General features: G+C 69.1%; 24 protein-coding genes and 1 pseudogene. 6 read left to right on the top strand and 19 right to left on the bottom strand.

Going from position 1 to position 26,704, the window contains the following annotated elements:
- Positions 1–256 precede the first annotated feature (256 nt).
- The 3 genes from AB0L97_RS14825 to AB0L97_RS14835 form a co-directional block, all read right to left on the bottom strand.
- A complete protein-coding gene (locus AB0L97_RS14825) occupies positions 257–1,375 on the bottom strand; it encodes a methionine synthase (protein ID WP_364429326.1) in 1,119 nt (372 codons plus the stop codon).
- 72 nt (positions 1,376–1,447) lie between these two features.
- A complete protein-coding gene (gene mnmA, locus AB0L97_RS14830) occupies positions 1,448–2,563 on the bottom strand; it encodes a tRNA 2-thiouridine(34) synthase MnmA (RefSeq protein WP_355078790.1) in 1,116 nt (371 codons plus the stop codon).
- Positions 2,563–3,792: a cysteine desulfurase family protein gene (locus tag AB0L97_RS14835; RefSeq protein WP_355078789.1), complete on the bottom strand. Its 1,230-nt coding sequence runs from the start codon at positions 3,790–3,792 to the stop codon at positions 2,563–2,565. The genes mnmA and AB0L97_RS14835 overlap by 1 nt, the downstream gene beginning before the upstream one ends.
- A gap of 262 nt (positions 3,793–4,054) precedes the next feature.
- Here AB0L97_RS14835 and AB0L97_RS14840 point away from each other — a divergent pair, with 262 nt between their 5' ends.
- A complete protein-coding gene (locus AB0L97_RS14840; RefSeq protein WP_364429331.1) occupies positions 4,055–4,369 on the top strand; it encodes a hypothetical protein in 315 nt (104 codons plus the stop codon).
- A 253-nt stretch (positions 4,370–4,622) separates the two neighbouring features.
- Here AB0L97_RS14840 and AB0L97_RS14845 read toward each other — a convergent pair whose 3' ends face one another.
- The 3 genes from AB0L97_RS14845 to AB0L97_RS14855 form a co-directional block, all read right to left on the bottom strand.
- A complete protein-coding gene (locus AB0L97_RS14845) occupies positions 4,623–5,645 on the bottom strand; it encodes a lysophospholipid acyltransferase family protein (RefSeq protein ID WP_364429334.1) in 1,023 nt (340 codons plus the stop codon).
- A 5-nt stretch (positions 5,646–5,650) separates the two neighbouring features.
- Complete coding sequence (locus AB0L97_RS14850; RefSeq protein ID WP_364429337.1) at positions 5,651–6,478, bottom strand: GNAT family N-acyltransferase; 828 nt, start codon at positions 6,476–6,478, stop codon at positions 5,651–5,653.
- Between the two features lie 264 nt (positions 6,479–6,742).
- A complete protein-coding gene (locus AB0L97_RS14855; RefSeq protein WP_355078784.1) occupies positions 6,743–8,035 on the bottom strand; it encodes an NAD(P)/FAD-dependent oxidoreductase in 1,293 nt (430 codons plus the stop codon).
- Positions 8,036–8,147: 112 nt separating this feature from the next.
- On the opposite strand from AB0L97_RS14855, the gene AB0L97_RS14860 reads away from it, so the two are divergent.
- Positions 8,148–9,005: a LysR family transcriptional regulator gene (locus AB0L97_RS14860; protein ID WP_355078783.1), complete on the top strand. Its 858-nt coding sequence runs from the start codon at positions 8,148–8,150 to the stop codon at positions 9,003–9,005.
- A 266-nt stretch (positions 9,006–9,271) separates the two neighbouring features.
- Here the strand turns inward: AB0L97_RS14860 and AB0L97_RS14865 are convergent, their stop codons facing one another.
- The 7 genes and pseudogenes from AB0L97_RS14865 to AB0L97_RS14895 form a co-directional block, all read right to left on the bottom strand.
- Positions 9,272–10,327 carry a cobalamin-independent methionine synthase II family protein gene (locus AB0L97_RS14865; protein WP_364429342.1) on the bottom strand — a complete coding sequence of 352 codons (1,056 nt, stop codon included), beginning with the start codon at positions 10,325–10,327 and terminating at the stop codon, positions 9,272–9,274.
- Positions 10,328–10,901: 574 nt separating this feature from the next.
- The gene (locus tag AB0L97_RS14870) at positions 10,902–11,123 is read right to left on the bottom strand and encodes a hypothetical protein (RefSeq protein ID WP_356961115.1); all 222 of its coding nucleotides are present in this window, start codon (positions 11,121–11,123) and stop codon (positions 10,902–10,904) included.
- A 208-nt stretch (positions 11,124–11,331) separates the two neighbouring features.
- A pseudogene (locus AB0L97_RS14875) lies at positions 11,332–11,445 on the bottom strand (electron transfer flavoprotein subunit alpha/FixB family protein); the annotation flags it as partial.
- Between the two features lie 52 nt (positions 11,446–11,497).
- On the bottom strand, positions 11,498–12,592 hold the full coding sequence (locus AB0L97_RS14880; protein ID WP_364429345.1) for a hypothetical protein: 1,095 nt from the start codon (positions 12,590–12,592) through the stop codon (positions 11,498–11,500).
- A gap of 56 nt (positions 12,593–12,648) precedes the next feature.
- Positions 12,649–13,209 carry a DUF4365 domain-containing protein gene (locus tag AB0L97_RS14885; RefSeq protein ID WP_364429348.1) on the bottom strand — a complete coding sequence of 187 codons (561 nt, stop codon included), beginning with the start codon at positions 13,207–13,209 and terminating at the stop codon, positions 12,649–12,651.
- A 143-nt stretch (positions 13,210–13,352) separates the two neighbouring features.
- A complete protein-coding gene (locus AB0L97_RS14890) occupies positions 13,353–14,309 on the bottom strand; it encodes an electron transfer flavoprotein subunit alpha/FixB family protein (protein WP_364429351.1) in 957 nt (318 codons plus the stop codon).
- 36 nt (positions 14,310–14,345) lie between these two features.
- A complete protein-coding gene (locus AB0L97_RS14895; RefSeq protein ID WP_355078775.1) occupies positions 14,346–15,131 on the bottom strand; it encodes an electron transfer flavoprotein subunit beta/FixA family protein in 786 nt (261 codons plus the stop codon).
- 262 nt (positions 15,132–15,393) lie between these two features.
- Here AB0L97_RS14895 and AB0L97_RS14900 point away from each other — a divergent pair, with 262 nt between their 5' ends.
- From AB0L97_RS14900 to AB0L97_RS14910, 3 genes are read left to right on the top strand one after another with little or no spacing between them, the layout of a single operon-like run.
- A complete protein-coding gene (locus tag AB0L97_RS14900; protein ID WP_355078774.1) occupies positions 15,394–16,212 on the top strand; it encodes a methyltransferase domain-containing protein in 819 nt (272 codons plus the stop codon).
- Positions 16,209–17,876 carry a glycoside hydrolase family 57 protein gene (locus AB0L97_RS14905; protein WP_355078773.1) on the top strand — a complete coding sequence of 556 codons (1,668 nt, stop codon included), beginning with the start codon at positions 16,209–16,211 and terminating at the stop codon, positions 17,874–17,876. Before AB0L97_RS14900 ends, AB0L97_RS14905 begins: the two co-directional genes overlap by 4 nt.
- Positions 17,873–19,126: a glycosyltransferase family 4 protein gene (locus AB0L97_RS14910; RefSeq protein WP_039795312.1), complete on the top strand. Its 1,254-nt coding sequence runs from the start codon at positions 17,873–17,875 to the stop codon at positions 19,124–19,126. The genes AB0L97_RS14905 and AB0L97_RS14910 overlap by 4 nt, the downstream gene beginning before the upstream one ends.
- A 4-nt stretch (positions 19,127–19,130) precedes the next feature.
- On the opposite strand, the gene AB0L97_RS14915 is transcribed toward AB0L97_RS14910, so the two are convergent.
- Positions 19,131–19,676: a DUF1697 domain-containing protein gene (locus AB0L97_RS14915; protein WP_355078772.1), complete on the bottom strand. Its 546-nt coding sequence runs from the start codon at positions 19,674–19,676 to the stop codon at positions 19,131–19,133.
- A 33-nt stretch (positions 19,677–19,709) separates the two neighbouring features.
- Entirely contained in the window at positions 19,710–20,459 is a 750-nt protein-coding gene (locus AB0L97_RS14920) for an acyltransferase (protein WP_355078771.1), read from the bottom strand.
- A gap of 232 nt (positions 20,460–20,691) precedes the next feature.
- Here AB0L97_RS14920 and AB0L97_RS14925 point away from each other — a divergent pair, with 232 nt between their 5' ends.
- A complete protein-coding gene (locus AB0L97_RS14925; protein ID WP_364429359.1) occupies positions 20,692–21,990 on the top strand; it encodes a PQQ-binding-like beta-propeller repeat protein in 1,299 nt (432 codons plus the stop codon).
- A 262-nt stretch (positions 21,991–22,252) separates the two neighbouring features.
- Here AB0L97_RS14925 and AB0L97_RS14930 read toward each other — a convergent pair whose 3' ends face one another.
- The 4 genes from AB0L97_RS14930 to AB0L97_RS14945 form a co-directional block, all read right to left on the bottom strand.
- Complete coding sequence (locus tag AB0L97_RS14930) at positions 22,253–23,416, bottom strand: class I SAM-dependent methyltransferase (RefSeq protein ID WP_364429362.1); 1,164 nt, start codon at positions 23,414–23,416, stop codon at positions 22,253–22,255.
- 196 nt (positions 23,417–23,612) lie between these two features.
- A complete protein-coding gene (locus AB0L97_RS14935; protein WP_364429365.1) occupies positions 23,613–24,590 on the bottom strand; it encodes a class I SAM-dependent methyltransferase in 978 nt (325 codons plus the stop codon).
- A 37-nt stretch (positions 24,591–24,627) separates the two neighbouring features.
- A complete protein-coding gene (locus tag AB0L97_RS14940) occupies positions 24,628–25,404 on the bottom strand; it encodes an enoyl-CoA hydratase-related protein (protein ID WP_355078767.1) in 777 nt (258 codons plus the stop codon).
- Positions 25,405–25,649: 245 nt separating this feature from the next.
- Positions 25,650–26,420, bottom strand: a complete 771-nt coding sequence (locus AB0L97_RS14945; RefSeq protein WP_364429615.1) for an NUDIX hydrolase — start codon at positions 26,418–26,420, stop codon at positions 25,650–25,652.
- Positions 26,421–26,704: the final 284 nt, after the last annotated feature.

The raw sequence follows: 26,704 nt of genomic DNA on the forward strand, positions 1-26,704 counted from the left end.
GCCAGCAGAGCGAACCCGGCGACCAGCATGGTGCTCGCGCCGGCGATTTGAAAACCTTGCGCCGCTCCGAACGCCCCTTCGCGTGCGGCGCTATCGCAGTAATCCATGAGCCCGTCGGTGAAAAGTAAATATCCACCCAGGTAGATGGCCGGGCCGAGCAGGATCCCCAGATCAGGGCCTTCCCGAACTGCCCGCGACCGAGCTTGTTCCCGTCACGGAACTGGTCGGCCTGGGCGGGGATTTGCGTCCGGGAACGTCAGGAGAACGAAAGCTCCTCCGGCTCCTCGGCATACGCCCGCGCGACGTCCGCGGCCAAGCGCAGCGCTCGTCTGCTCCACTCCAGCGGCGCGCCCGCCAGTCCGCATGCCGGGCTGACCGCGACCCGCTCCGCCAGCGTGCGGCGGCCGAAGCCGAGCCGATCGATCAGCCGCACGCCCGGTTCGGCGAAGGTCCGCCAGGTGACCGTCGTGGCAGGCGCCTCGGTGGGGACGACACCGAGCACCAGCTGCTTGCCCGCTTCCATGGCCTCCCCGACCTCGTCGAGTTGCCCGGTGCCGATGATGCTCAGATCGAACCCGATCCCCGCGGCGGCGCTACGGCGCAGCGCACCGAGCGCGGGCGGCTCGGCACAACTGTGCACCAGCACCGGCGCGGACTGTGCGGTGATCACCGCGTCCAGCACGGCCAGCGCTTCCGGTTCGGGCAACGCGCGCACGGTGTTCAGCACGCTCACCCCGCGCAGGGAGCCGTCCAGCACGGCGGTCAGCGACGGTTCGTCCAGCTGCACGACGACCTGCGCGCCGAGCCGCTTGCGCACCTCCGCCACGTGCTGCGCCAGCCCCTCGGCCAGGGACTCCGAGAGGTCGCGCACCGCGCCGGCGTCGGTGAGCACGCGATGACCGCCGGGCAACTCGACCTGCGCGGCCAGCGTCAGCGGGCCCGCCGACTGCACCTTCACCGTCCGGCCGCGACCGGACAGGCCCGCGTTCTCCCACGCTTCCTCGAGCGCGTCCAGATCGGTCCGCAGCAGGTCATGGGCGCGCCGCGAGACCGAACCCGGGCGCGGCGCCAGTCGATAGCCCCTGGAGGTGGTGTCGAAACGCAGATCGACCAGCAACGCGGAGGCGCGGCCGACCAGGTCCGCGCCCGCGCCCCGACCGGGCAGCTCCACCAGGTGCGGTAACTCACCGAGTTCGCCGACGATGGTCGCGGCGGCCTCGCGCGGGTCGGTGCCCGGCCAAGAGCCGACGCCGGTGGCGACGCCGCCTCGCAAACGCACCGGCTCGGCGGTCACGTCCGTCCCGCTGTCTCGCGTCACGTCATCCGTGCCGGTCTCGTACACCGTTACCGCACTCCATCCGATCGATTCCGCCATTACGAGGCCCGCCGTCCTCGACGGTCACAGCCCAGTTTTCCGCACCGGACGACACCGGAGGATGGTGCGGGATCACCGCGCCGCCTCGGCCCCCGTTTCACTCGTGACAGGCTCTTGCGCGGTGGCGGAGATGGTCCCGCTGCCGATCACCTCGTCACCCGCGGGATCCGGACGGTAGACGACCACGGCTTGGCCGCGCGCGACGCCGGTCAGCGGCTCGCGCAGCCGCACGAGCAGTCCGTCGCCCACCGCCTCGGCCACCGCGGGCGCGGTGCCGCCGTGCGCGCGCACCTGCGCCACGCACTCGATCGGGCCCGCGGGCGCGGAGCCGGACGTCCAGATCGCGCGCTCCGCCTCGATCGTCCAGACCTGCAAGTCCTCGGCCGACCCCACGCGGACCGTGCCGGACTCGGGATCGATGCCGGTGACGTACCGCGGCTTGCCGTCGGCGGCGGGACCCGGCAACCCCAGGCCCTTGCGCTGGCCGATGGTGAATCCGTGCACGCCCTCGTGCCGCGCGAGCTCCCGGCCGTCGGCGTCGACGACCGCGCCGGGCCGGATGCCGATCTTCGCGCCAAGGAAGGCGCGCGTGTCGCCGGAGGGGATGAAGCAGATGTCGTGGCTGTCGGGCTTGTTCGCGACGGCGAGCCCGCGCTCGGCGGCCTCGGCGCGGATCTGCGGCTTGGGGGTGTCGCCCACCGGGAACATCGCGCGCGAGAGCTGCTGCGCGGTCAGCACAGCCAGCACATAGGACTGGTCCTTGTCGGCGTCGACGGCGCGCCGCAGCACACCGTCCTCGAGCCGCGCGTAGTGCCCGGTGACCACGGCGTCGAAGCCGAGCGCCACCGCCCGGTCGGCCAGGGCGGAGAACTTGATCTTCTCGTTGCAGCGCAGGCACGGGTTCGGCGTCTCGCCCGCCGCGTAGGCCGCGACGAAGTCGTCGATGACGTCTTCCTTGAAGCGGTCGGCGAAATCCCAGACGTAGAACGGGATGCCGAGCACGTCGGCGGCGCGCCGGGCGTCACCCGCGTCCTCCTTCGAGCAGCAACCGCGCGATCCGGTGCGCAGCGTGCCCGGTGTCGCCGACAGCGCCAGATGCACCCCGACCACCTCGTGACCGGCGTCGACGGCACGCGCCGCCGCCACGGCCGAATCCACACCACCGCTCATCGCGGCGAGTACCCGCATCAAACACCTCCTTTCGCACCGGCCAGGCCCGCGGCCTTGGCCCGCTCCACCACTTGCGGCAAGACTTTCAGTACTGCGTCGACGTCGGCACGCGTCGAGGTGTGCCCCAGCGAGAAGCGCAGCGATCCGCGCGCCTGCCAGGGTTCGACACCCATCGCGATCAGCACGTGACTGGGCGTGGCGACGCCCGCGGTGCACGCCGAACCGGTCGAGCATTCGATCCCCGCCGCGTCCAGCAGCATCAGTAGCGAATCCCCTTCGCAGCCGGGAAAAGTGACGTGCGCGTTGCCGGGTAGCCGCCGTTCGCCGGCCGGACCGTTGAGCACCGCGTCGGGCGCCGTCGCGCGGATGCCGTCGATCAACGCGTCCCGCAACGCGACCAGCTCGGCGGTCCGGGCGTGTAGTTCGATCGAAGTCTGGCGCAGCGCGGCGGCCAGCCCGATCGCGGCCGCCGTGTCCGAGGTGCCCGACCGCAGGTCGCGCTCGTGCCCGCCGCCGTGCAGCAGCGGCACGCACGGCACCTGCCTGCCGAGCAGTAGCACCCCGATACCGTGCGGGCCGCCGACCTTGTGCCCGGCGAAGCTGGCCGCGGACAGGCCGCTCGCGGCGAAGTCGATGGGCAGCTGCGCCGCCGCCTGCACCGCGTCGCTGTGCATCGGCACGCCGAATTCGGCTGCGACGGAGGCGAGTTCGACGATCGGCTGGATCGTGCCGACCTCGTTGTTCGCCCACATGACGGTGACCAGCGCGACCTCGTCGGGATGGGCGGCGAGCGCGGCGCGCAGCGCTCCGGCCGCGACCACGCCCTCGGCGTCGACCGGCAGCCAGGTGACTTCCGCGCCCTCGTGCCGCTCCAGCCACTCCACCGCGTCGATCACCGCGTGGTGCTCGACCGAGCTGGCGATGATCCGGTTCCGGCGCGGATCGGCGTCGCGGCGCGCCCAGAAGATGCCCTTCACCGCCAGGTTGTCGCTCTCGGTGCCGCCGGAGGTGAAGATGACCTCCGAGGGCCGGGCGCCCAGGTCGGCCGCGATCGACTCGCGCGCCTCCTCCAGCAGCCGACGGGCGGCGCGCCCGGAGCCGTGCAACGAGGACGCGTTGCCTGTGCTGCGCAAGGCAGCCGTCATCGCCTCGATGGCCGCGGGCAGCATCGGTGTGGTGGCCGCGTGATCGAGGTAGACCGTCTGGGGCGCAGCACCGTTGACCGGACCCGAAAAAGCCGACTTCATGACCAGTTAAGGATAGCCGTCACCCTCCGCCGGTTATTCCCCCCTGCTCGCCCGCTCGCGCGGGGTCCGTTCACGGACCCGGTTCAGGCTTGAACGCCCTGCGACCGGCGGAATCTCAGGGTTTTCACCTATTGAATGTACCGCTATTTAGCGGTACGTTATTCAGCGTGTTGATCGCCGATCCGTTCCGTTCCGGGAGTGGATCCGGGGCCGAAACGCCGAGCGGTCGACGCCCGGACGAATCGATAGTGAGGAAGTTCCGATGGACCATCACACCCATGGACGCACGCGACGCGTGCTGGCACGCGCCGCGGCCGCGTCCGCACTCGCCCTGATGCCGGTCGCCGCCGTCGCGGTGCCCGCGCTCGCCGACCCGATCGTGCTCGAGCAGGCCGACCAGCTCGATGCGACCCACGGCCGCCACGGCCACGACGACTGGAATCGCGGCAGGCACAACGACTGGGATCGCGGCCGCAACGACGACTGGTTCCGCGGCCGCAACCGCCACGACGACTGGGATCACGGCAGGCCCGGGTGGGACCACGGGTGGCGGCCGCCGACGGGAAGCGGTTTCTGAGTTCTTTCCCTATATCCGGGGCGGGCCGACATCGGCTCGCCCCGGACTCGGTGCAGCCCTGCCGCATTCGACGCCGGTGATCACGATCACGGCGTGGACGGGAGCGAGCCAGGCCCACACCGATGCGCCACGAGGCACCCGCAGCCATGATGCCGAACACCGTGCGTACGGCGAAACGTCTGCGAGTGGCACATGGCTGTGGCAAACCGCGAGTGGACCTTTCGATGGTGTGCCACTCGCGAAACCTGTCGAGTTACCGCGCGACCGCAGCACTCCGGCGCCCGCGCAGCATCGGGCGGCGGCGCGGGCGGCGCACTTCTGGTGCGTCGGTCGCGAGCGACGGGTCCTGGACTCGGGTGTGCCCCGCCTCGATCCACTCCGTGGTTTCCGCACCGTGGCGGGGCGACGCGGTGCCGCGGACCGCGGCCTCGCAGCGGCGGGCCAGTTCGCGCCGGTCGGGGCCGGGTTCCAGCACCGGCTCCAGCACCACTTCGGCGACCATTCCGCGCGAACGCAGCACCCGCCCGGCGGAGGAGCCGAAGGTGTCGACGCCGACGAAAGCGGGCACCGTGCACGGCACGCCGTGCCGGTCCAGGTACCGCAATCGCACCGGCTGCACGGGGGTGCCGGTGTCCACCGCCGCCTGGAGCAACGCGGGACGCATGCTGCCGTAGGCGCGGCCACACCACGTGGTGCCCTCGGGGAAGACGCCGATCCGCTCACCGGCGGCCAGCCGCGCTCCGACCGCGGCCACTACGCCCGGCAACTGCCGCAGGCTCTCGCGTTCGATCGGGATCACCCGCATCAACTCGGCGAGTTTTCCGATCATCGGCCAGTCCAGCATGTCGGCGCGGGCCACGAAGCCGAGCGGCTGCACCGAGGCCAGGGCGACGATGTCGGTCCAGCTGATGTGCCCGGTGACGATCAGCACACCCCGGCCTGCGGCGCCGAAACCGGCGGGTGCGAGCGTGGCGTCGCCCTCATCGACGACACCGCGCTCTTCCGCGGTCACCCGGTTGTCGACGACGCGCAACCGCAGGCCGATGGAACCGAGCAGTAGGCGCGCGTAGCCGCGCTGCAACGGCGTGCGCTTGCCGCGCGGGGTCAGCGCGTGCGCGATCGGGTAGCTGAGCAGCAGGCCGGCGACTCCGGCCAGCCGGGCGGCCACCCGCGCCGGGCCGACCTGGTCGATCGAATCGATGCAGCCGGAACCGCAGGGGCTCGACGGCATCCATGCGTGCGCGGCGGACGGGGCGGGTGGCGCGTCGAAGACCACGGTCCTCACCGTCCCCCGTCGAACGACGCGGCGGCGTCTTGTAGGCGATTGAGGTAGCGGGTGTTGATGGTGTTCAGCCCGAGCAGCACGACGAAGTCGGCGACCGCGAAGGCGGGATCGTGGGCGGGCTCGCCGCAGATCTCCGCGCCCAGCCGCAGGTAGCCGCGCACCAGCGGGGGCAGTTTCGGCCGCGACGGCGGGGTCAGTTCGTCGAGGGTCTTGCCGTCGACGATCACCGGGTTGTAGGGGTGCACCCGGCGCTCCGGGTCGGAGGCGTGCCGCCCGAGCAGCATGTCGCGCACGCCGCGCACGTTCACTCCGGGCGGGTCGGCCGGGGTGTCCTGCATCGGCACCGACACGCAGCCCATCACCCACTCGTAGCCGGTGAGCTGGATGTAGTGCAGGATCCCCGCCCACATGAGGGTGAGCACCGAGCCGTTGCGGTGGTCGGGGACCACGCACGCGCGGCCCATCTCGACGATCCGCATGCCTTCCGGATCCAGTTGAGCGAGATCGAATTCCGTCGCCGTGTAGTACCCGCCCGCCGCGGCGACCTTGTCCGGCGGCAGCATCCGGTAGCAGCCGACGAATTCCCCGCTGGCGTCGTCGCGCACCAGCATGTGGTCGCAGTGCTCGTCGAAATGGTCGGCGTCCAAACCGCTGCCGTCGTCCGGAATCCGGAAACCCGGCTCGTTGGCGAACACGTCGTAGCGCAGGCGCTGCGCGGCGACGCGGTGATCGAGGTCGGAGGAGACCACCAGCGAGTAACGCGACCGTCCCTCCCCGGAGTCCGTCGGTCGAGCCGGGGCCGTCAGCACGGACGAAATAGTCATATCCACGATGAAGCCAGCCCGACAATGCGCCCCAGCAACCTCGAAGTGTCGCCGCGATGCCGGTTGGGTGAACGAGACGGCTGTCACACCGAGCGTTCACCGAACGGTTCCACCGCGTTCGCCCTCCCGCACCGAAACCGCTTCCGACATGCGGTTTACCGTGCGAATCGCGGTTCGTTCCTGGGCAGCGTGAATGCCGCGCGCACCGTGAATCGCGCCGCCTTTCGATTGTGCGCGACGCGATTCTCAGGTGCGAGAAGCCATTTAAGCGGCTCGACTCTCCGCGGCGAGTACCTTCGGCGCGGTCGCGTCCTCCTCGGCGAAACCGGGGCGCCCGGTGAAGATGAACGCGACCAGCCAGGACGCGACCGCGGCGAAGCGGTTGCGGAAACCGACCAGGTAGAACAGGTGCACCGCGAGCCACATGAACCAGGCGATCACACCGCGGAAGGTGATGCGGTCGTTCAGCTTCGTCACGGCGCTGAACCGGCTGATCACCGCCATGCTGCCCTTGTCCCAGTAGGTGAAGGGCGTGCCGGGCTGCTTCTTGCGGCGGATGATGTCGGCGGCGTGCCTGCCTTCCTGCATGGCCACCGGCGATTGCCCGGGGTAGCCGTTGAGCGAGGTCATGTCGCCGATGGCGTAGATGTCGGCGTAGCCGCCGACGGTGAGATCGGGGTTGATCAGCAGCCGGCCGGCCCGGTCGGTCGCCACGCCCGTGGCCTCGGCCAGGATCTTCGCGAACCCGCCCGCCTGCACGCCCGCCGACCACACCACGGTCTCGGCCGCGATGGCGTGCTCGACCCCGTCGGCGCTCTTGACGGTGACCTTGCCGTGCTCGATGTCGGTGACGAAGGTGCCGAGCAGCACCTCCACGCCGCTGCCGGTCAGCGACTTCTTCGCGTACTCCGACAGCCCGCCGCCGAACGGCGGGAGCACCTCGCCCGCGCCCTCCACGAGCGTGACCGAAACCTCCTGGTGGTAATACCGTTTCGCCAGCTCCTTCAGCTGACCGGCCACCTCGACGCCGGTCGCGCCCGCGCCGACCACGACGAAGCTCAGCAGCTTGCGCTTGGTCTGCTCGTCGGCCTGCGCGGCTTCGGCGAAGACGCGCGCGATCTGGGCGCGCAGCCGCCGCGCGTCGTCGATGGTCTTGAGCGAATAGGTCTTCTCCGCGAAGTCGTCGCGGCCGAAGTAGGACTGGCTCGCGCCGGTGGCCGCGATCAGCGAGCCGTAGCGGATGCGGTGCGAAACGCCCTCGTGTTCGTAGGTGACGATGGCGCGGTCGGGATCGATGCCGACCACGGTGCCGAGGCGAACGTCGGCCTCGCGATGGCGGCGCAGGATGCCCGCGATCGGCGGCGCGATCTCCTCCGATGTGAGCACACCGGTCGCTACCTGGTACAACAGCGGTTGGAACAGATGCTCGGGCGTGCTGGAGATCAGCACATAGTCCACCCCCGACTTGGCCAGTTGCTTGGCGGCGGCGAGCCCGCCGAACCCCGATCCGACAATGACGACACCCGCGGTTTCGATTCCCGCGTCCACGTACTGCATGACAGCCTCCTTCTCTCATTACGAACCGCGATCCGGAGGGCGGATATTTCAGGTGTGTGGGCGCATAATTAAGATGACTCTTATCTCGATTCGTAATTAATCAGGAGGCGCCGTGGAACTTCGGCAGCTCACCTACTTCGTCGCGGTGTGCGAGGAGCTCAGCTTCAGCGGCGCCGCGGCGCGCTGCTTCATCTCGCAGTCGGCGATCAGCCACCAGATCTCCCGGCTCGAACGCGACCTCGGCGTGCAACTGTTCGAGCGCTCGACCCGCTCGGTCGTGCCCACCGACGCCACCGCACGGCTACTTCCCCTTGCGAAACAAATGCTGAGCCTGGAGTCGGCGATCCGCGCCGCCGTGCGGACGGTCGGCCCGCGCATCCGGCTGGCCGCGAACATGTCCTTCGCCACCCGCTCGCTGTCGGCCATCGCGGGAGCGCGCGCCGCGCATCCGGAGGCGGAGATCGAGTTCGTCATCAAACCCTTCCGTCAGCGCATCACCGCGGTGACCGACGGCGACTGCGATCTGGCCCTGATCCGCGGCCGCGTCGACCAGCCCGGCCTCGTGGTCGAGCAGCTGTGGGTCGAGGATCTGGTGATCGCCACCTCCAGCGCGCATCCGCTGGCCACGAAGGACACGGTGACCCTGGCGGATCTGGCCTCCTACCCCCTGTTACTCCCCCCGGAGCAGGAACAGGTGTTGCTACACACGGTGATCCGCAACGCGTTCGCCGAACTGCCTACCGGCCCCACCTTCGGCCCGCCCATCCCGCCGGACCACACCGCGACGATGGAGCTGATCAACCGGCCCGAGGCGTGGACGGTGCTCTACGCGGAGAGCACGACCGAGGGTCTGGTGGTGCTGCGGCTGGCCGAATCCAAGCTGCGCATCCCCGTGTCGGCGGTCCTGCGCGCCGACGCCCGGCGCTCACCGATCCTCGACACCCTGCTCACCGCATTGCATCGTTGCTGATTCGAGCATCGGGGTGGCCGCCGCCTCTCCCCTCCGTGTCCGGATCAGCGTACAAGACAGAGAATTCACCGCCTGACGGGAACTCGCACACGTAACCGGAACGACCGGCCGCACCGTCCGGAGCGGGGCCGCTCCACATGCGTCTATCGAATTCCACTACAACGCAACGACCCTGCTGCGTGTCTGGGCTGAACCAGCTTGCAACCGCAATCCGACCCTGCGCGAGAGGACCGGCCCCGGCCTGAACCGGGGCGAGTCACCGCAATTCAGACGCCCAATTCCGTCGCCGCCAGCGCCGTGCCCTCGATACGCGCACGGATCTTGGCGAACGCGGTCTCCCGCGAGGTGGAGGTGTCGTCGGCGAACGGCGAGAAGCCGCAGTCGTCGCAGGTGCCCAACCGTTCGACGGGCAGGTAGCGGGCGGCGAGCAGCACCCGGTCGCGGACCTGTTCGGGTGTCTCGACCTGCGGGTCGATCGGGTCGGTGACACCGATGAACACCCGCGCCTCGGCGGGCAGGTGCTCGGCGACCACGGCGAGCACCTTCTCCGGATCCGGCTCGCTCGCGAACTGGAGGTAGAACGCGCCCACCCGCAGTTGCAGCAGCTTCGGCAGCAATTCGACGTAGTCCACGTCCAGGCTGTGCGTGGAGTCCTGGTCGCCGCCCGGGCAGGTGTGCACGCCGATCCTGGCCCGCTCCTCGTACGAGAACCGGTCGAGCACTGTGTTGTTCAGCTCGATGAACTGGTCGAGCACGCCGCCGCTGGGATCCAGTTTGAGCGACAGCCGCCCTTCGGTGAAGTCGAGTTGCACCAGGTGCGCGCCCGCCTCCAAGCAGGCGCGGATGTCGGCCTCCGCCGCGTCGGCGAGGTCGGCGAGGAACTGCTCGCGGGGGTAACCCTCGATCCCGTCGGCCGGATACAGCAGGCTCAACGCCGATGGCGCGATGACGGCCTGCTTCACCGGAACGGTGGCGTGCTGCTGCGCGTCGCGCAGGTAGTCCGCCGCGTGCGCGGCATAGCGGAACGGACCGGAGGCCAGCCGGGGCAGCTGTCTCTGGTGTCCGTCGGCGAACGGGATGATCGCCCCGTCCGGGGCCAGATTATCGAGCCCGGCAATCGGATAGGTGGCGAAACTCGGCTTGGACTGCTCGCCGTCGGTGACGACGGGAGAGCCGAGTTCTTCCAGCTTGCGGACGGTCTCGGCGACCGCGCTGCGCTGGAGTTCGGCGAGCGCGGCGGCGTCGCCGGATTCGTCGGCCATGGCGGCCAACAGATCGTGAGGTCGAGGGATGCTACCGATCGGTTCCGTTGGGATGCTCACCGGCCGAGTGTAAGTCCGCCACCCGCATCTCCGATGCGAAATCACCTGCGCCGTAATTTCTTTCGCATCGGTCACGATTTTCGCTCACCTGGCCTCGAGAGTTCGCACCAATTTCGCGCCGATTTTTCCCGACCGAGCACAACGAACCAAGCGCTCGACGATCAGCGCCACTACATCCTCATTGGCCACAACGGTTCGAGCCGACCAGCGCCTCGGCGGAGTCGCTCGAACCCGGTGTCAGTTCTCTCGTTTCCTCGCGAGGCGCACGAACAACATGTCGGCCGCGCGGCGGCTATTCGCTCGACCAGTTGGATCAGGTCACAGTCGCAAGTGGTGGATCGCGAGACTCGAATTGCCAGTCGGCCGCCGCCGAACCGGCCTGCCTCGCAGCCTCTCGACAGGCCATCATCGGTCTCACACGAGAGTTCCGGTGGCCGGAGGCAAGTATTTTCGGCGGTGGTCGAAAACGGGACAGGACCACCGCGCAGCAATCGACGCGGTGGTCCTGGGGTTGTGCGACAGATCGTCCGGCGAGGGTGGTGCGGATCAGGTCAGCCCGCCCTCACCACTCCGATCAGCGGAAGATGCCCACTCGCCAGCCGTTTCCTACGGCCTTGCAGCTGTAATGGGGGACGTTGATGTCACCCTCGGAAACGCGCCGCGCCTCCTCTCGCTTCGCGGCGGCCAGGCATTCCTTTTCGTTCGGATACACCTCTGCCTGCGCCGCAGGCGCCAAGGCGATCAGTGCCCCCGTGGCCAGCGCGCCCATCAGCAGTCCCGTAACCGTCTTCTTCACTTCTGAATCCCCTAGTGTCGATGACTCCCCCCCTTCGGGGGACTTGACGCCGATGAAACTAGCAAGCAACGCGTGAGATCGGCGAATCGGGTCATCAACCGTGCCGACCACGAGCAGTCTCGGGCCATCTGGTAATCCCAAGGGCGCGTTGGGGACCGAGCACCAGAACCGCAAGCTGACCAAATCAGCGAAAGGCGGCCGAAGGGTGTCAGCCCTTGTGCGTCTTGACCGCTTCGGTCAGCTGCGGCGCGACGTTGAACAGGTCGCCCACGATGCCGAAGTCGGCGATCTCGAAGATCGGCACCTCTTCGTCCTTGTTGACGGGCGACTTTCGCATCGACCAGATCCCGGGCAGAGTTTCTCGCACGCCGACGTCAGCTCTCCCGGTGTAGATAACTCGAGTCCAGGCTGATCATCCCGGTCAGGCGCCAAGCACCGCGTTCGAACACGAGATCGCCGGACACGACAATCGGCTGCTTGCTCTGGTGTGCGCGGATCGCCCACTGATAGTCGTCACCGACGAGCGGTACGTGCACTTTTCGCAGACGTCCGTCTACGTGTGCCGACAATACGATGCTCGTGGCTTCTTGGTCATCGTCACCGAGGTCATCCCGGTTCAGGGTGCGCACCAGACCGATCAGGGTCAAATGACGCGGCGGCTCTTCACGGCGAACCAAACGCTCTCGGACACGAGGCAACCCCGCCATCGCGTTGCGGTCGATAACGATCCGTGAGGTCTCGACCTCCGGCGGCCGCTCGCCGGCTGCCCAGTCGAAGGATAGATCGAGTGCGCGTAGGGCTTCGGGCTGCGTCAGGTCCAGCACAGATTCGACCAAACTGCCACTCAGGCCCAACTGTCCCGCGTGGTCTAAGGCGCGCTCGTCCCAGTCGAGCGCGAGCTGCCGCGCCGACTGCAGACCTGTCGCCAACGTTGTCATCACCTTGCGCGGAAACGGCACCGCTGGTGGCCCGGCGACTTGCGGTAACGGAATCTCACCGAGACGGGTCACCACGGTGAACACGAAACTGCCGCGCCTGGTGTGTCCGAGACGAATGTCGTCTTCCAGAAAATTGGTGACCACGGCCGATCTGCGACCCCGATGCGAGTGGGTCGGGTCGTCGGCAGTGGTCGCGGCGGCCTTCATCATCGTGAACAGGGCTTCCAAGGTTGTCTCGGCCTGCCGGAACGGGATGGTGCCGTCACTCATTTCCTGGTCGAGTCGCACGAAGAACAAGTCCGCTCGAGCAGCCGCTATTCGTTCGACCAGTTGCACTGGGTCCCAGTCGTAGATGGTGGCGAGCGATTGCAGTGTTTCGCGGAACCGCCGGGAGAAGTCGACGTAATCGGTCGCCAAGGGCAGCATGATCCGCCCTAGAAGGCCGTCCTCGCCCGAAAGTTGCCAAATCTCTTTGACACCTTGCTCGCGAACCTCGAGCTGCCAGTCATGGGTCGCGAGGTACTGGGACACAGCTGGGGGCGATAGCGCGGACGCGACCTCACGGAGGCTGTCGAGCGGAGTACTTCTCACCACTGACCTCCTTCGCCGATCGACTGCATGATGCCGCGCAGTCCACCCACGTCGAAGAGGTTACTTCGCGGTAGGTGGACCGTCTTGCTGGCTTTATCGTCCTCGATCCCGCCGAGGTTCGCCGCGCGTTCCCAGTACATGCGGCTGGATGTTCTGAGCCCGTCCTCGGAAAGGTCTAGCAGTTCATCCGGCTCATCCGGTATGAGCAACACGCCGAGCACTGCCGGGACGAACCGCTTGGGATTCACCAGCTTGAGAAACCCGTCTCGCTTCATCGACCACGTCATGTCCTGTGGTCTGAGCAAGTGCTGCTGCGTCGTGCACTTGAGCTGCATTTCGAATTCAGGGCAGTAGTATCTCGCATAATCCGCGGAAGCCACGATGGTGATGTCAACCCCGTCGTAGTCGGTCTCGTGACTCTTGACCGAACAGCCCGCAGCGGCGGCGACCATGCGCACGAAACCGAGGCTGAATTGTTCCTGCCGCGCGGTGATCGGCAGACCGCCGTCCACGCCGGTCGCCGTCTGAGAACTGCCGCTGTCCACGACGCCGCTCATCGCCCCCCTTGTCCCCATCCTGCAGTGCAGCAACGCACGCCAACAGTAGCTCAAAAGCGTTGCAAGCACCGCTATTTGGATGTGCGAAGAAAAAGTGGCCCCGACCGTCCGGTCGGGGCCACTTCTCGATCGCTCCGAGGGTGTCAGCCCTTGTGCGTGTTGACCGCTTCCGTCAGCTGCGGCGCGACGTTGAACAGGTCGCCCACGATGCCGTAGTCGGCGATCTCGAAGATCGGCGCCTCTTCGTCCTTGTTGACGGCGACGATGGTCTTCGAGGTCTGCATGCCCGCGCGGTGCTGGATCGCGCCCGAGATGCCGAGGGCGATGTACAGCTGCGGGGAGACCGTCTTACCGGTCTGGCCGACCTGGAACTGGCCCGGGTAGTAGCCCGAGTCGACGGCGGCGCGCGAAGCGCCCACGGCCGCGCCGAGCGAGTCGGCCAGGGCCTCGACCACCGAGAAGTTGTCGGCGGAACCGACGCCGCGGCCACCGGAGACCACGATGCTCGCCTCGGTGAGTTCCGGGCGGTCACCGCCGACGACCGGCTCGCGCGAGGTCACCTTGACCACGCCCTCTTCCTGCGCGGGCACCTCGACGGTCACCTTCTCGCCTGCGCCGGCCTGCGCGGAGGCCTCGACGGCGCCCGGGCGGACCGAGATCACCGGGACATCGCCGGTGACCTTGGCGTCGACGGTGAACGCGCCACCGAAGATGGAGTGCACGGCGGTGCCGTCGGACTTCACGTCGATGACGTCGACCAGCAGGCCGGAGCCGATGCGGGCGGCCAGGCGACCCGACACCTCCTTGCCCTCGGCGCTGGCGGCGACGATGACGGCGGCGGGCGAGACCGACTCGGTCAGCGCGGCCAGCACGTCGACCTTCGGGGTCACCAGGTAGTTCTCCACATCGTCGGACTCGGCGATGTAGATCTTCTCGGCGCCCGCGGCGGCCAGCGCGTCGGCCAGCTTCTCGCCGGTGCCCGCCGTGCCGAGCACGACGGCGGCGGGCTCGCCAAGGGCGCGAGCGGCGGTGAGCAGTTCGGTGCTGACCTTCTTGATCGCACCCTCGGCGTGCTCGACGAGCACGAGTACTTCAGCCATGTGTTCTCTCCTAGGAAGTCTGCAGCGCTACCGAGATCAGATGATCTTCTGGCCGATCAGGTACTGGGCGATCTTGGTGCCGCCGTCGCCTTCGTCGGCGATCTTCTCGCCCGCGGTGCGCGGAGGCTTCGGCGTGGCGGCGGTGACGGCGGAACCCGCGTTCGCGACGCCCACGGTCGAGGGGTCGACGCCCAGGTCGGCCAGCGTGAAGGTCTGCACTTCCTTCTTCTTCGCGGCCATGATGCCCTTGAAGGACGGGAAACGCGGCTCGTTGATCTTCTCGGTGACGCTGACGATGGCGGGCAGCGAGGCCTCCAGCTTGAACACGCCCTCGTCGGTCTCGCGCTCACCGGTGATCTTGTCGCCGTCGACGACCAGCTTGCGCAGGTGCGTCAGCTGCGGCAGGCCGAGGTACTCGGCGATGATCGCCGGCACCGCGCCCGCGCGGCCGTCGGTGGCCTCGTTGCCCGCGATGACCAGCTCGACACCCTCGACCTGACCGAGCGCACTCGCCAGCACCCACGCCGTCTGCACGGCGTCGGAGCCGTGGATGGCCGGGTCGTTGATGTGGATGGCCTTGTCGGCGCCCATGGACAGCGCCTTGCGGATGGCCTCGGTGGCGCGGTCCGGACCGGCGGCCAGCACGGTGACCTCACCGCCCTGGGCCTCCTTGATCAGCAGCGCCTCTTCGACGGCGCGCTCGTTGATCTCGTCGAGGACGGCGTCGGCGGCCTCGCGATCGAGCGTGAAGTCACCATCGGTGAGCTTGCGCTCGGACCAGGTGTCGGGAACCTGCTTGATGAGTACGACGATGTTCGGCATCGGTCTTCGTCGACCTCCTGTTCTGGTTACACGTATGTGGTGGTCGCACGAACTGCGCCGTACGCCCGGGTGGGTGGCTCAGGCCGTGACATTACCTTACGTTAAGTTACCCGTGGGTAACTTAGTGGCTTCTCTCTCACAATTGGTTACCACGCACTACAGTGCGCGGTTCCGGCGACCCCTTTCCCGGCGAGCGAAGCCGCCCTCCGGGGCAGCCGGGTGGGGTATGCCCCGCGGATGCCGTGCCAGTAACGTCGGAGTGATGAGCGAGGCTGTGATCCCTGCCGCAGTGGACGACCCGTCCGGCATCACCGTGGCATCCGAGACGAGCACCGGCGCCGTCGAACCACTGCCGCTGACCGGCGAGCGCACCGTTCCGGGCATCGCCGAGGAGAACTACTGGTTCCGCAGGCACGAGATCGCCTACGCCCGTCTGCTGGACCGTTGCGCCGGAAAGACGGTGCTGGAGGCGGGTTCCGGTGAGGGCTACGGCGCCGACATGATCGCCGGCGTGGCCACCAAGGTGATCGGCGTCGACTACGACACCGGCGCCGTCGAACACGTGCGCGTGCGCTACCCCCGCGTGGAGATGCTCCACGGCAACCTCGCCGAGCTGCCGCTGGAGGACGCCTCGGTCGACGTCGTGGTGAACTTTCAAGTGATCGAGCACCTTTGGGATCAGGCCCAGTTCCTGCGCGAATGCCTGCGCGTGCTTCGTCCCGGCGGTGAGCTGCTGATCAGCACCCCCAACCGGATCACCTTCTCGCCCGGTCGCGACACTCCGCTCAACCCGTTCCACACGAGGGAACTCAACGCGGCCGAGCTGACCGAATTGCTGGTCGAGGCCGGATTCGAGGTGTCGGAGATGATCGGCGTGCACCACGGGCCCGGCCTGAAAGCATTGGACGCCAAGCACGGCGGGTCGTTCATCGACGCGCAGATCGAACGCGCGCTGGCCGGGGAACCCTGGCCCGCGGAACTCACCGCGGACGTCGCGAGCGTCGCGGTGGACGATTTCGAGTTGCTGGCCGCGAACATCGACGCGAGCCTGGATCTGATCGCCATCGCGGTGAAGCCTTGACCGATCGCGGTACCGTGCCCGGCGGGCACGCGGCAAGTCCCGTGCCGGGCCAGTTCACCTTGGTCCTGCACTCCCACCTGCCCTGGCTGGCACATCACGGTCGCTGGCCGGTCGGCGAGGAATGGCTCTACCAGTCCTGGGCCGCCTCCTACCTGCCCGTCGTCGAAGTGTTGCGAACCCTTGCGGCCGAAGGCCGTTCGCATCTGCTCAGCCTCGGTATCACACCGGTACTCGCGGCCCAGCTGGACGACCCGCACTGCCTGGCGGGCATGCACCACTGGCTGGGCAACTGGCAGCTGCGCGCCGACGAAGCCGCCATGGCGGGCAATGTCGCGCTGGGCAGGCACGAACACCGCCTGGCCGCCGCCGCCCTGGCCGAGTTCGAGCAGTACTGGCGGCACGGCGCCGCGCCGGTCTGGCGCGCGCTCGTCGACGCGGAGGCCATCGAACTGCTCGGCGGCCCGCTGGCCCACCCGTTCCAGCCGCTGCTGGACCCACGGCTGCGCCAGTTCCAGCTCACCGAGGGCCTGGCCGACGCGCGACACCGCTGGGGCCACACACCGACCGGCATCTGGGCGCCGGAATGCGGCTACACCCCCGGCATGGAGGTCGGCTACGCCGCCGCGGGTGTGACGCATTTCATGGTCGACGGCCCCGCGCTGCGCGGCGATACCACGCTCGGCCGACCGGTCCGGGATTCCGACGTGGTCGCGTTCGGGCGCGATTTGCAGGTGAGTTACCGCGTGTGGTCACCGAAATCCGGCTATCCCGGCCACGGCGCCTACCGTGACTTTCATCACTATGACCACGCCACAGGTCTCAAACCCGCGCGGGTCACCGGCAAGACCGTCGCGGGCCCGGACAAGGCTCCCTACGATCCGGAACTCGCCGCCGCGGCCGTCGTCCGGGATGTGGACGACTTCGTGCGGACGGTGCGCGAGCGGTTGATCTCCGAGTCCGAGCGGATCGGCAGGCCCGCCCTGGTCGTCGCCGCGTTCGACACCGAACTGTTCGGCCACTGGTGGCACGAGGGCCCGCAGTGGCTGGCGCAGGTACTGCGGGCGCTGCCGGAGGCGGGCGTCACCGTGGGCACCCTCGCCGACGCCCGAGCGCGCGGCTACCTGGGCGAACCGGTGCCACTGGCCGACTCGTCCTGGGGTTCGGGCAAGGACTGGCGGGTGTGGGCGGGCGAACAAGTGCGCGACCTGGTCGAGCTCAACGACGACATCGTGCGGCTGACCCTGGACACCGTCGACAAGATGCGCGCCGCCCAGGGCGGCGCACCCGGACTCCGCGATCACGTCGCCGATCAGCTGCTGCGCGAAGCGATCCTGACCGTCTCCAGCGACTGGGCGTTCATGGTCAGCAAGGACTCCGCCGCGGGGTACGCGCGCGACCGCGCGCACCGCCACGCCCACGCCGTCCGGGAAATCGCCGCGGCCGTCGGGGCGGGCCAACTCGCGAAAGCACGGCAGTTGGCGGCAGGATGGGGGGCAGCTGACGGACTCTTCCCCGGCGTGGACGCGCGACGACTCACGTCCGCGGGGTCCGTGCCCAGCGCCACCGGGGCAGTATCCGCCGCCGAGCCAGGCCCGGACTCCGCCACCGCGGACCACGGACCGGTTCCGGCGGACCCGGGCTCGGCCGCAGAAGGACTTGCATGAAGATTTTGATGGTGTCGTGGGAGTACCCACCCGTCGTGGTCGGCGGGCTGGGTAGGCACGTGCATCACCTCGCCGTCGAACTCGCCGCGGCCGGCCACGAGGTGGTCGTCCTGTCCCGGCGCCCCTCCGGCACCGACGCCTCCACCCATCCCACGCACTCCTACATCGCCGAAGGCGTGCTGGTGGTCGCGGTCGCCGAGGACCCGCCGGTGTTCGACTTCGGCGAGGACATGCTCGCCTGGACGCTGGCCATGGGACACGCCATGGTGCGCGCGGGCGTCGCGCTCGGGAAGCCCGGCATCGGCGACGGCTGGACGCCGGACGTGGTGCACGCGCACGACTGGCTGGTCGCCCACCCCGGCATCGCCCTGGCCGAGTACTACGACGTGCCGCTGGTGTCGACCATCCACGCCACCGAGGCCGGGCGGCACAGCGGCTGGGTCGCGGGCAAGGTCAACAAGCAGGTGCACTCGGTGGAGTGGTGGCTCGCCAACGAGTCCGACGCGCTGATCACCTGCTCGTCGTCCATGCAGGACGAAGTCGAGCGGCTCTACGGTCCGGAGCGGATCCCGATGACGGTGATCCGCAACGGCATCGACGTGGGCGCGTGGACTTTCCGCCCGCGCGCGCCGCGCAGCGGTCCGCCCCGGCTGCTGTACGTGGGCAGGCTCGAGTACGAGAAGGGCGTGCAGGACGCGATCGCCGCGCTGCCGCGCATCCGCCGCGCCCACCCCGGCACCACCCTGACCGTCGCGGGCGTCGGCACCCAGTTCGAGTGGTTGCGCGAGCGCGCCCGGGTGCACCGCGTCGCCCGCGCGGTGAACTTCGCCGGTCAGCTCGACCACGCGGAACTGCTCGGCTGGCTGCACGGCGCCGACGCGATCGTGCTGCCGAGCCGATACGAACCGTTCGGCATCGTCGCGCTGGAGGCGGCCGCGGCGGGCACCCCGCTGATCACCTCGACGGCGGGCGGCCTGGGCGAGGCCGTGATCGACGGCGTCACCGGCGCCTCCTTCGCGCCCGCCGACGTCGACGGATTGGTCGAGGCGGTCCGCGCCACCCTCGACGACCCCGCCGCCGCGCAGCAGCGCGCCTACGCCGCCCGGGAACGGCTCACCGCCGACTTCGCCTGGGACGTGGTGGCCGCCGAGACCGCTCAGGTGTACCACTCGGCCAAGCGGCGGGTGCGCAACCCGTTGGGCCGCCCGTCCATCGTGGAACGCCCGCTGCCGGAACGCGATCCGAAGTAGCCCGCTAAGCCGCCAGTTTCTTGACTACGCGCTCGATCGTGAGCCAGGTGCGGGTGGTGATGTCCTTGCCGTATGTCTTCTCCAGCCAGGCCATGAAGTCGGGCGTCTTGCCCGGCTGACTGTTGTCGATGACCGCGAGGAAGGCACGGGCCGCCTCGTCGTAGCCCACGACCCGGGTGAGCGGGTCCGGCCGCTCGGGCAGGGTTGCCGGAGGCTCGGCCGTGTCCTTGAGGAACGTGGCGATCAGATACGTGCCGCGTCCGTGGGTCAGGCCGTGGAAAGGGTCGGTGTCCAGCAACGCGCGCAGTTCGTCGTGGCTGCGGATGATCGTGCCGCCGCCGATGCCCAATTCCTGGACCAGCGCCTGCTGGATACGCTCCTCGAGCGCGGGCACGTCGGTCTCCGCGCTGCGGAACACGATGTTGCCGCTGGTCAGCACCGAACCGACGCCCTCGAATCCGAGCGATTCGAACACCGCGCGCAACTTCGCGTTGCTCATGTTCGGATTGCTCGGCATGATCCCGCGCAACAGGGCGGCGTAGGCAGTCATAGCGCGAACCTACCCGCCCGCACCGACGAACTCTCAGGCGTTCTGCGCGGCACCGTTCTTCTTGCGCGCGATGTCCTCCAGCGCGGCAAGGTATTCGGCGCGCTGCTCGGCGCCCGCCTCCCAGGCCGCCTTGCGGTTCTTGACCACCTTGGCCGGCGCGCCGACGGCGATGCTGAAGTCCGGGATCTCGCCCTTGACCACGGCGTGCGCGCCGAGCACGCAGCCGCGCCCGACGCGGGTGTCGCGCAGCACGGTCACCTTGGCCGCGATCCAGGTGTCGGGGCCGATGCGCACCGGGCTCTTCACGATGCCTTGGTCTTTGATCGGCACGTTGATGTCGTCCATCTTGTGGTCGAAGTCGCAGATGTAGCACCAGTCGGCGACCAGGGTCGATTCCCCGATCTCGATGTCGAGGTAGGTGTTGACCACGTTGTCCTTGCCGAACACCACCTTGTCGCCGATGCGCAGCGAACCCTCGTGGCAGCGGATCGCGTTGCCGTCGCCGATGTGCACCCAGCGGCCGATCTCCATGCGGCTCAGTTCCGGCGTGGCGTGGATCTCGACGCGGCGGCCGAGGAAGACCATGCCGCGCAGCACGATGTGCGGGTTGGCCAGGCGGAACTTGAACAGCCGGTAGTAACGCACCAGATACCAGGGCGTGTACGCCCGGTTCGCGAGCACCCAGCGCAGCGACGCCCGCGTCAGAAAACGCGCCTGCTGCGGATCCCGGCGGCGCGATCCCCGCCAGCGCGAGCGCAACGGTGCGCCCCACATGCTCGTCACGAACGGTTCTCCTGTCGTGGTCCTACCGGCCGTCGCCCGCCTCGGCGGCGACGGATAGAGCCTATCGCCCGTGGCGAGCATCGCGACGAGCACCCGCTACGACAACGCCGGGACTCGTTCACCCGCGCAAAGGCCTCCCGTACAGTGACTCCTGCGCCGGACAGGGCGCGGGTGCGAGCCAACGACGACAGGAGTACGGCAGGTGCGAAGCGGCGGCGTACTGGCTACTTCCATGTGGCGACCGTCCCGGAAACGCGCCGCGGTCGTGCTGGCCGCGGTCGGCGCGCTGACGCTGGCCGGTTGCGGCACCGACTACGACGACATCACCGTCGGCACCGGCAAGGGCTGGACCGCCGCCTACCACGACGGCCGCAACAGCGGCACCGCTCCGGTCACCGGGTCGCGGAAGCTCGGACTGAGCTGGCAGCGGCCGGTCGGCGGACCGATCGCCCAGCCGATCACGCTGGGGCCCGACGGCCAGCTGTTCGTCACCACGCGTCTGGCGAACTGCTCGATCTTCTCCTTCCAGATGGCCACCGGCCGCAAGCGGTTCTGCAACGCCCTCGGCCCGAGCGCGATCTCCTCGCCGTCGGCGGTCGACTGGATGTCCAATGTCTACATCGGCGACGACAGCAGGGTGATCTCCTTCAACTACCTGGGCCAGCCGCGGTGGGCGACGCCCGTGGCCGGAACGCCGGTCTCGGTGCAGTTCACCGGGGACGGCAAACTGCTGACGATCAGCCAGTCCGGTCAGGTCGACGTGCTGTCCAGGCAGACCGGGGACCGGGCGGTTCCGAGCGTGCAGTTGCTCGGCGAACCGGATTTCCTCGCGCACGCGGGCCTCGGCTGGCCGGACGCGGGCCAGGGACTGGACGACTGCGCCACCGGAGGGCCGCACTGCCCGGTCGCGAACATCTCCCCCATCGACGCCGCCAGTGGCCGTTTCTACGTGACGTTGTGGCAGCCGGGGCGGCCTGCCGCGTCCCTCGTCGCGCTGCGCTACACCGGCGCGAAGGTCGCGCGGGAGTGGAGCGCCGAGTTGTTGCTCGGTGGCAGCGCGACCAGTCCGGCCCTGTCCGCGGACGGCGGCACCGTCTACGTCGGCGACAACAACAACCGCCTGATCGCGCTCGACACCGTTGACGGGCGGACCAAGTGGGTGCACCGGCTGGATTGGACGCCGCGCGGCGGCATCTCGGTGTCCGACGACGGCCTGATCATCCCGTCGGGCGAGGAAGGCTACCTGCTCGCACTGCGGGACAACGGCGACAGTGTCGAGACGGTTTGGGAACGTAAGGATCTGGCGCTGCGCGGCCCTGCGGCGCAGACGGCGGGCGACACCGGCTACGTCACCGCGGCGATCGGCGACGGCCTGAACCTCGTCACCTTCGACACGCGGACCGGAACCACCATCGATTCCGACGTCCTCCCGGGCGCGAAGGGTACGACCACCGGTACGTCGGTCGGCGCGAAGGGTGAGGTCGTGGTCGCCACCCGCATCGGCGAGATCTTCGCGTTCACACCGGAATAGCGCCCGGTCGCGAGGTCCGGGTGCGGAGCCCGCTGGAGCGGCCCGCGCGCGGATACCAGCCGGGCAGACTCGTTTCGGATACCGGGCCCGCAGTGCAGACGCGGGGTTGATCCGCGCGGGACGCGGACGGTCGGCGCGGCCGGTAGAGTCGCCGATCTTCGGCAGCGATCTGCCCGCACAGCCGACGGACCAACGGTGTGCCGACGCCGCACGGCTCGTCGTCGCGGGACTTCCGGCGTAGGGCACGATTCGCCCCGGATGGTCACGGGGTGACACAGAGGAAGACCGTCGCGCTACGGCCTATGCGAGTGATCACCAGCGTATGCGGTTGACTGCCACGGAGCTTGAGGCGCGAACGGAGGGCATCGGGGTCGATGTCGACACCCCGGGCGAGGATTTCGAGGGGTCCGCAGTCACGGCGATGCAGTTCGGCGCGGAGCGCCTTCTCACGGAAGTCCATACGGTCGAGGACGCGGAAGCCACGTACTCCCTCGGGCACGGTGTCGCCGGTGAGATAGGCGATGCGGGGATCGAGTTGCCACAAGCCGTGTTTCGCGGCGTAGTGGCGGACGAGACCGGCGCGCACGACCGCGCCGTCCGGGTCGACGATCCACTGCCCCGGCGGGCGCTCGTCGATGACGTCGGGTTCGGCGTCGGTGATAGTCCAGGCGGCGGCCTTGGAGGAGAGCACCGTGGCCCGACGGGTGACGCCGGGCTCGGTGAGTCCCGACGACCAGAGGCACGCCTCGCGCACGGAGCCGTCGAGCGACACCACCTCCACCTCGCCGGGCCAGCCGAGACGGTCGAAATCCAAACCGGGCGCGCACTTCACGGCGAGATCGCGCCCACGATAGGCGTCGAGCAGATCCGGCAGTGGCGGTTGCAGTTTGGCCGGGTCGTGGGTGCGGCGGCCGTCGGCGCGCCGGGCCGGGTCGGCGGTCACGACGGTGTCGACGCTGCACGGCGTCAGCGCATCCGCCTTGGCCAGCAAGACATTCCGATGACCGGACAGATTGCGGGACGCCATCGCCAACCGTACGTCGTCCAGATCGCTGCCGAGCACGGCGGGACAGTGCGGCGCCAGGGCCGCCAGCTCCGCGCCGATCGAGCAGGTCACGTCGTGCACCGCCCGCCCGGCCAGGCGCGTGGCCCGGTGCCTGGCGACAGCGGTCGGGGTCGCCTGCTGCAAGGCGTCGTCGGTGAACAACCACTCCCCCGCGTCGGCCAGTTTGGCCGTGGCGCGGCGGCGCAACCGGACCGTCTCGACCAGCGCCGCGGCGCGGTCACCATAGGCGCCGCGCACCTGCTCGAGATCCTTCAGCAGGGACACGGACGTCAGCGCCAGGCGATCCACTTCGGCCAGTGCGGCCCGACCGGTCGCGCTACCCAGGTACCCGACGTCGTCGCGGGTGAAGAGATAGCCCACTATCGGCCCCGCATAGGGATCGAGTCGACCCGCCTGATTCCGGCGATCGTGATCGTGCCGGTTCGGATCGTGGAAGACCGAGCCCGGTCACGGCATTCGAACCGGCGCGGCGATATGGGCGCGTGTAAACCCACCGCGGCAGCCCCGATGGTGCTGCCGCGATGAGCGATGCGGTCGCGACAGGTATCGCGCGCCACTACTTTCCGGCGGAGGTGGGCTTCACGCCGGTGATCATGGCGTTGTAGAAGAACTGGCGCGGGACGACACGGCGCATGACGTTCTCGTCCACCCAGCTCAGGCCCAGCCAGGCGCGGTACATCGCCATCCGGTAGCGCCAGGTGAGCTTCTCGGCGGGGACCGCGGCCTCGAAGGTGCGCACGGGCCAGCCCCACAGGGCGGCCGCGAACTCCTCGGTCTTGGCCGCCACCTCGACGGCGCCCGCCGAGCGAGCCATCGACTCCAGGGAGCGCGGATCGAAGGTGTGCAGGTCGACGACGGCCTCGAGGGCCGCCGCGCGCGAGGACTCGTCCAGCTCCTCCTGCGGACGCCGCCAGTCGCTGAGCATCGGCAGCTTGGTCACCGTGGTGGTGGCCTTCCACGTGATGCGGCCCAGCCAGCGGGCGTAGAAGTTGCCGACCGTGGTCGGCTCACCGGCGAACACGAAGCGGCCGCCCGGCTTCAGCACGCGCAGGCACTCCTTGAGCGCCAGCTCGACGTCGGGGATGTGGTGCAGCACCGCGTGGCCGACCACCAGATCGAAGGTGTCGTCGTCGTAGGGGATGGTCTCCGCGTCGGCGACCCGGCCGTCCACGTCCAGTCCGAGGTTCTGCGCGTTTCGCAGCGCCACCTTCACCATGCCCGGCGACAGGTCGGTGACCGAGCCCGATTTCGCCACGCCCGCCTGCATCAGGTTCAGCAGGAAGAATCCGGTACCGCAGCCCAGTTCGAGCGCCTTGCCGTAAGGCAGCGGCGCGGGGCCGACGGCCAAGTCGAACCGGCCGCGCGCGTATTCGATACAGCGCTCGTCATAGGAAATGGACCATTTGTCGTCATAGGTCTCGGCTTCCCAGTCGTGGTAGAGCACCTGGGCCAGCTTCGTATCCTTGAGCGCTGCTTCGACCTCTGCCTCGGTGGCGTGCGGGTTCGGCGCGGGGTCGTCGGGACGTACCGTCATGGTCGGCAAGCCTACCCAAATCCGCAGTTGACGCCTGCTATCGGCCCACGAATTCGGCCGACCCTGGACCGTTGGCCAGATAAGAACCTGTTCCTATCAGGCGATCTTCCGTCGTGAACAGGGCCGACCACTCGCCGCGGGCGCGATCGAGGCCGTGCGGACCGGCTTCGAAAACCGCTTTCGCGGCGGCCAGCGCGCGGGCGGGACCGTCGGCGAACTGGCGCGCCCACCGCATCGCGGCGGTGTACACGTCGTCCGGCGCGACGACTTCGTCGACGAGGCCGAGCGCCTTCGCCTCGTCCGGTTCGACGAAACGACCAGTGTAGACGAGGTCCTTGGCCGCTCCCGGCCCGATCAGCAGGGACAGGCGCCGGATGCCCGCGAGCGGGATCAATCCCGTCTCGATCTGCGGCAGGCCCAATTTGACGTTGTCACCGATGATGCGGCGGTCCGCTCCCAGAGCCAACTCCAGCCCGCCGCCGAGGCAGTAACCGCTGATCGCCGCGACGGTGGGTTGCGGGATCCGGGCCAGACAGCCAAGGGCGTGCTGCAGGTCGGCCGCCATGGCGGCGGCCTGGGCGCTGCCGAGCCCGAACAGTTCGGCCACGTCGTCGCCCGCCGAGAACACTCGTTCGTCGCCGTACACCACCACCGCGGCGACACCCTGGTCCGCCGCGACGGCGTCCGCCGCCTCGGCCAGTTCGCGCGCCAGCTGCAGGTTCAGCAGGTTCATCGGCGGGCGGGCGATCCGGAGGACGGCCACGCGCCGCGCGGCATCGCCTTCGGTCAGCTCCAGGGTCACGAATTCGGCCATGGGACGCACGCTACCGGGTGCTGACCGGCGTGAGCGGTGGGCCCTCAGAACCGCGGCACGATGTCAGCGCGAGGGTCCGCCGATGCGGACAGGAGGCACAGCGCGGGCGGTCGGACCCGGCAGGCGGCACACCCCTCGCCGGTGCCCTACCACTACCGGGCAAGCCCGCACGGCAGACCTGTGCACGGCCGGCAGACACCGCAGCATGGCCGGAAAGCCCGCTCAGGCGGGGAGCGCCCGAACGGTCACGGGCGCGCCGAGCCCTTGAGCCGCCCGGCATCGGGGAGATCGGCGAAATAGCGTCGGTTGTCCGGGAAGGACAGCAGCTGTTTGCCGTCCAGATCGGCCAGCACCGGCATGATCGGATCGATAGTCCGCCGCGCGGCGAGGATGTCGGCGGTGGAGGCGAATTCGCCGAGCGCGATCAGCTGCGACCAAGTCGGTGGCAGCAGGACGTCTGCTCCCGAGCGCCACCGTGCCAGCGCCTCGGCAGGGGTGCGCCACTGCACCTCCGCCGCCTCGGAGGTGGCACCGTCGGCGAGCTGCCCCTGCGGCAGCACCGCGACGAAGAAGCGAGTGTCGTAGCGACGCGGCTCGATGACCGGCGTGATCCAGTTCGCCCACGGCCGCAGCAGGTCGGCGCGCAGCACCAGCTTCTCCTCCGCGAGGAAGGACGCCAGCGACAGTTCCCTGCGCTCGAGCCTTGCGCGGGCCTCGTGGTAATCGGTGGTGTCGGAGACGACGCTGTCGGCGGTCGGCCCGGCCAATAGCACGCCGCACTCCTCGAACGTCTCCCGGACGGCAGCGCAGACCAGCGCCTTCGCCCTGGTTTCGCTGGTCGCGAATTGTTCGGCCCACCATGCGGGTTCGGGACCGGCCCAGGCGATGTCGGCGGTTCCGTCGGACGGGTCGACGCCGCCGCCGGGGAACACGGTCATGCCCGCGGCGAAGGCCATCGCGCCGACCCTGCGCTGCAGGAAGATCTCGGGCCCGTCGGCTCCGTCGCGCACCAGCATCACGGTGGACGCGTCTTTGAGCGGCGGTTCGGGTTGCTGAGAGTCTGCCTGCGCTACTGTCTCACTCACCCTTGCACCTTAATAGGTGCAGTCGGAAGTCCGTCCTCAGCCCGCGCACGGCCGGAGCGAACGCGAAAGTACGCACAACAGGCGCAGTCGGACGTCGTCCAACCGCAGCCCGCCCACGCCCGGAGCGAAGGCGGAGGTACGCACAACGCGCACGGCCGGAGCGAAGGCGGAGGTACGCACAACGCGCACGGCCGGAGCGAAGGCGGAGGTACGCT

Origin of the sequence: Nocardia sp. NPDC051911, from assembly GCF_040681035.1 — a bacterium.
GTDB classification, from domain to species: Bacteria; Actinomycetota; Actinomycetes; order Mycobacteriales; family Mycobacteriaceae; genus Nocardia; species Nocardia sichangensis.

Bases quoted from the DNA above. Each gene is read 5' to 3' on its own strand.
- AB0L97_RS14835 (WP_355078789.1), bottom strand. From the start codon at position 3,792: ATGAAGTCGGCTTTTTCGGGTCCGGTCAACGGTGCTGCGCCCCAGACG.
- AB0L97_RS14895 (WP_355078775.1), bottom strand. From the start codon at position 15,131: ATGCCGAACATCGTCGTACTCATCAAGCAGGTTCCCGACACCTGGTCC.
- mnmA (WP_355078790.1), bottom strand. From the start codon at position 2,563: ATGCGGGTACTCGCCGCGATGAGCGGTGGTGTGGATTCGGCCGTGGCG.
- AB0L97_RS14850 (WP_364429337.1), bottom strand. From the start codon at position 6,478: ATGACTATTTCGTCCGTGCTGACGGCCCCGGCTCGACCGACGGACTCC.
- AB0L97_RS14840 (WP_364429331.1), top strand. From the start codon at position 4,055: ATGGACCATCACACCCATGGACGCACGCGACGCGTGCTGGCACGCGCC.
- AB0L97_RS14855 (WP_355078784.1), bottom strand. From the start codon at position 8,035: ATGCAGTACGTGGACGCGGGAATCGAAACCGCGGGTGTCGTCATTGTC.
- AB0L97_RS14900 (WP_355078774.1), top strand. From the start codon at position 15,394: ATGAGCGAGGCTGTGATCCCTGCCGCAGTGGACGACCCGTCCGGCATC.
- AB0L97_RS14885 (WP_364429348.1), bottom strand. From the start codon at position 13,209: ATGAGCGGCGTCGTGGACAGCGGCAGTTCTCAGACGGCGACCGGCGTG.
- AB0L97_RS14910 (WP_039795312.1), top strand. From the start codon at position 17,873: ATGAAGATTTTGATGGTGTCGTGGGAGTACCCACCCGTCGTGGTCGGC.
- AB0L97_RS14890 (WP_364429351.1), bottom strand. From the start codon at position 14,309: ATGGCTGAAGTACTCGTGCTCGTCGAGCACGCCGAGGGTGCGATCAAG.
- AB0L97_RS14915 (WP_355078772.1), bottom strand. From the start codon at position 19,676: ATGACTGCCTACGCCGCCCTGTTGCGCGGGATCATGCCGAGCAATCCG.
- AB0L97_RS14935 (WP_364429365.1), bottom strand. From the start codon at position 24,590: ATGACGGTACGTCCCGACGACCCCGCGCCGAACCCGCACGCCACCGAG.
- AB0L97_RS14945 (WP_364429615.1), bottom strand. From the start codon at position 26,420: ATGCTGGTGCGCGACGGAGCCGACGGGCCCGAGATCTTCCTGCAGCGC.
- AB0L97_RS14825 (WP_364429326.1), bottom strand. From the start codon at position 1,375: ATGGCGGAATCGATCGGATGGAGTGCGGTAACGGTGTACGAGACCGGC.
- AB0L97_RS14940 (WP_355078767.1), bottom strand. From the start codon at position 25,404: ATGGCCGAATTCGTGACCCTGGAGCTGACCGAAGGCGATGCCGCGCGG.
- AB0L97_RS14925 (WP_364429359.1), top strand. From the start codon at position 20,692: ATGTGGCGACCGTCCCGGAAACGCGCCGCGGTCGTGCTGGCCGCGGTC.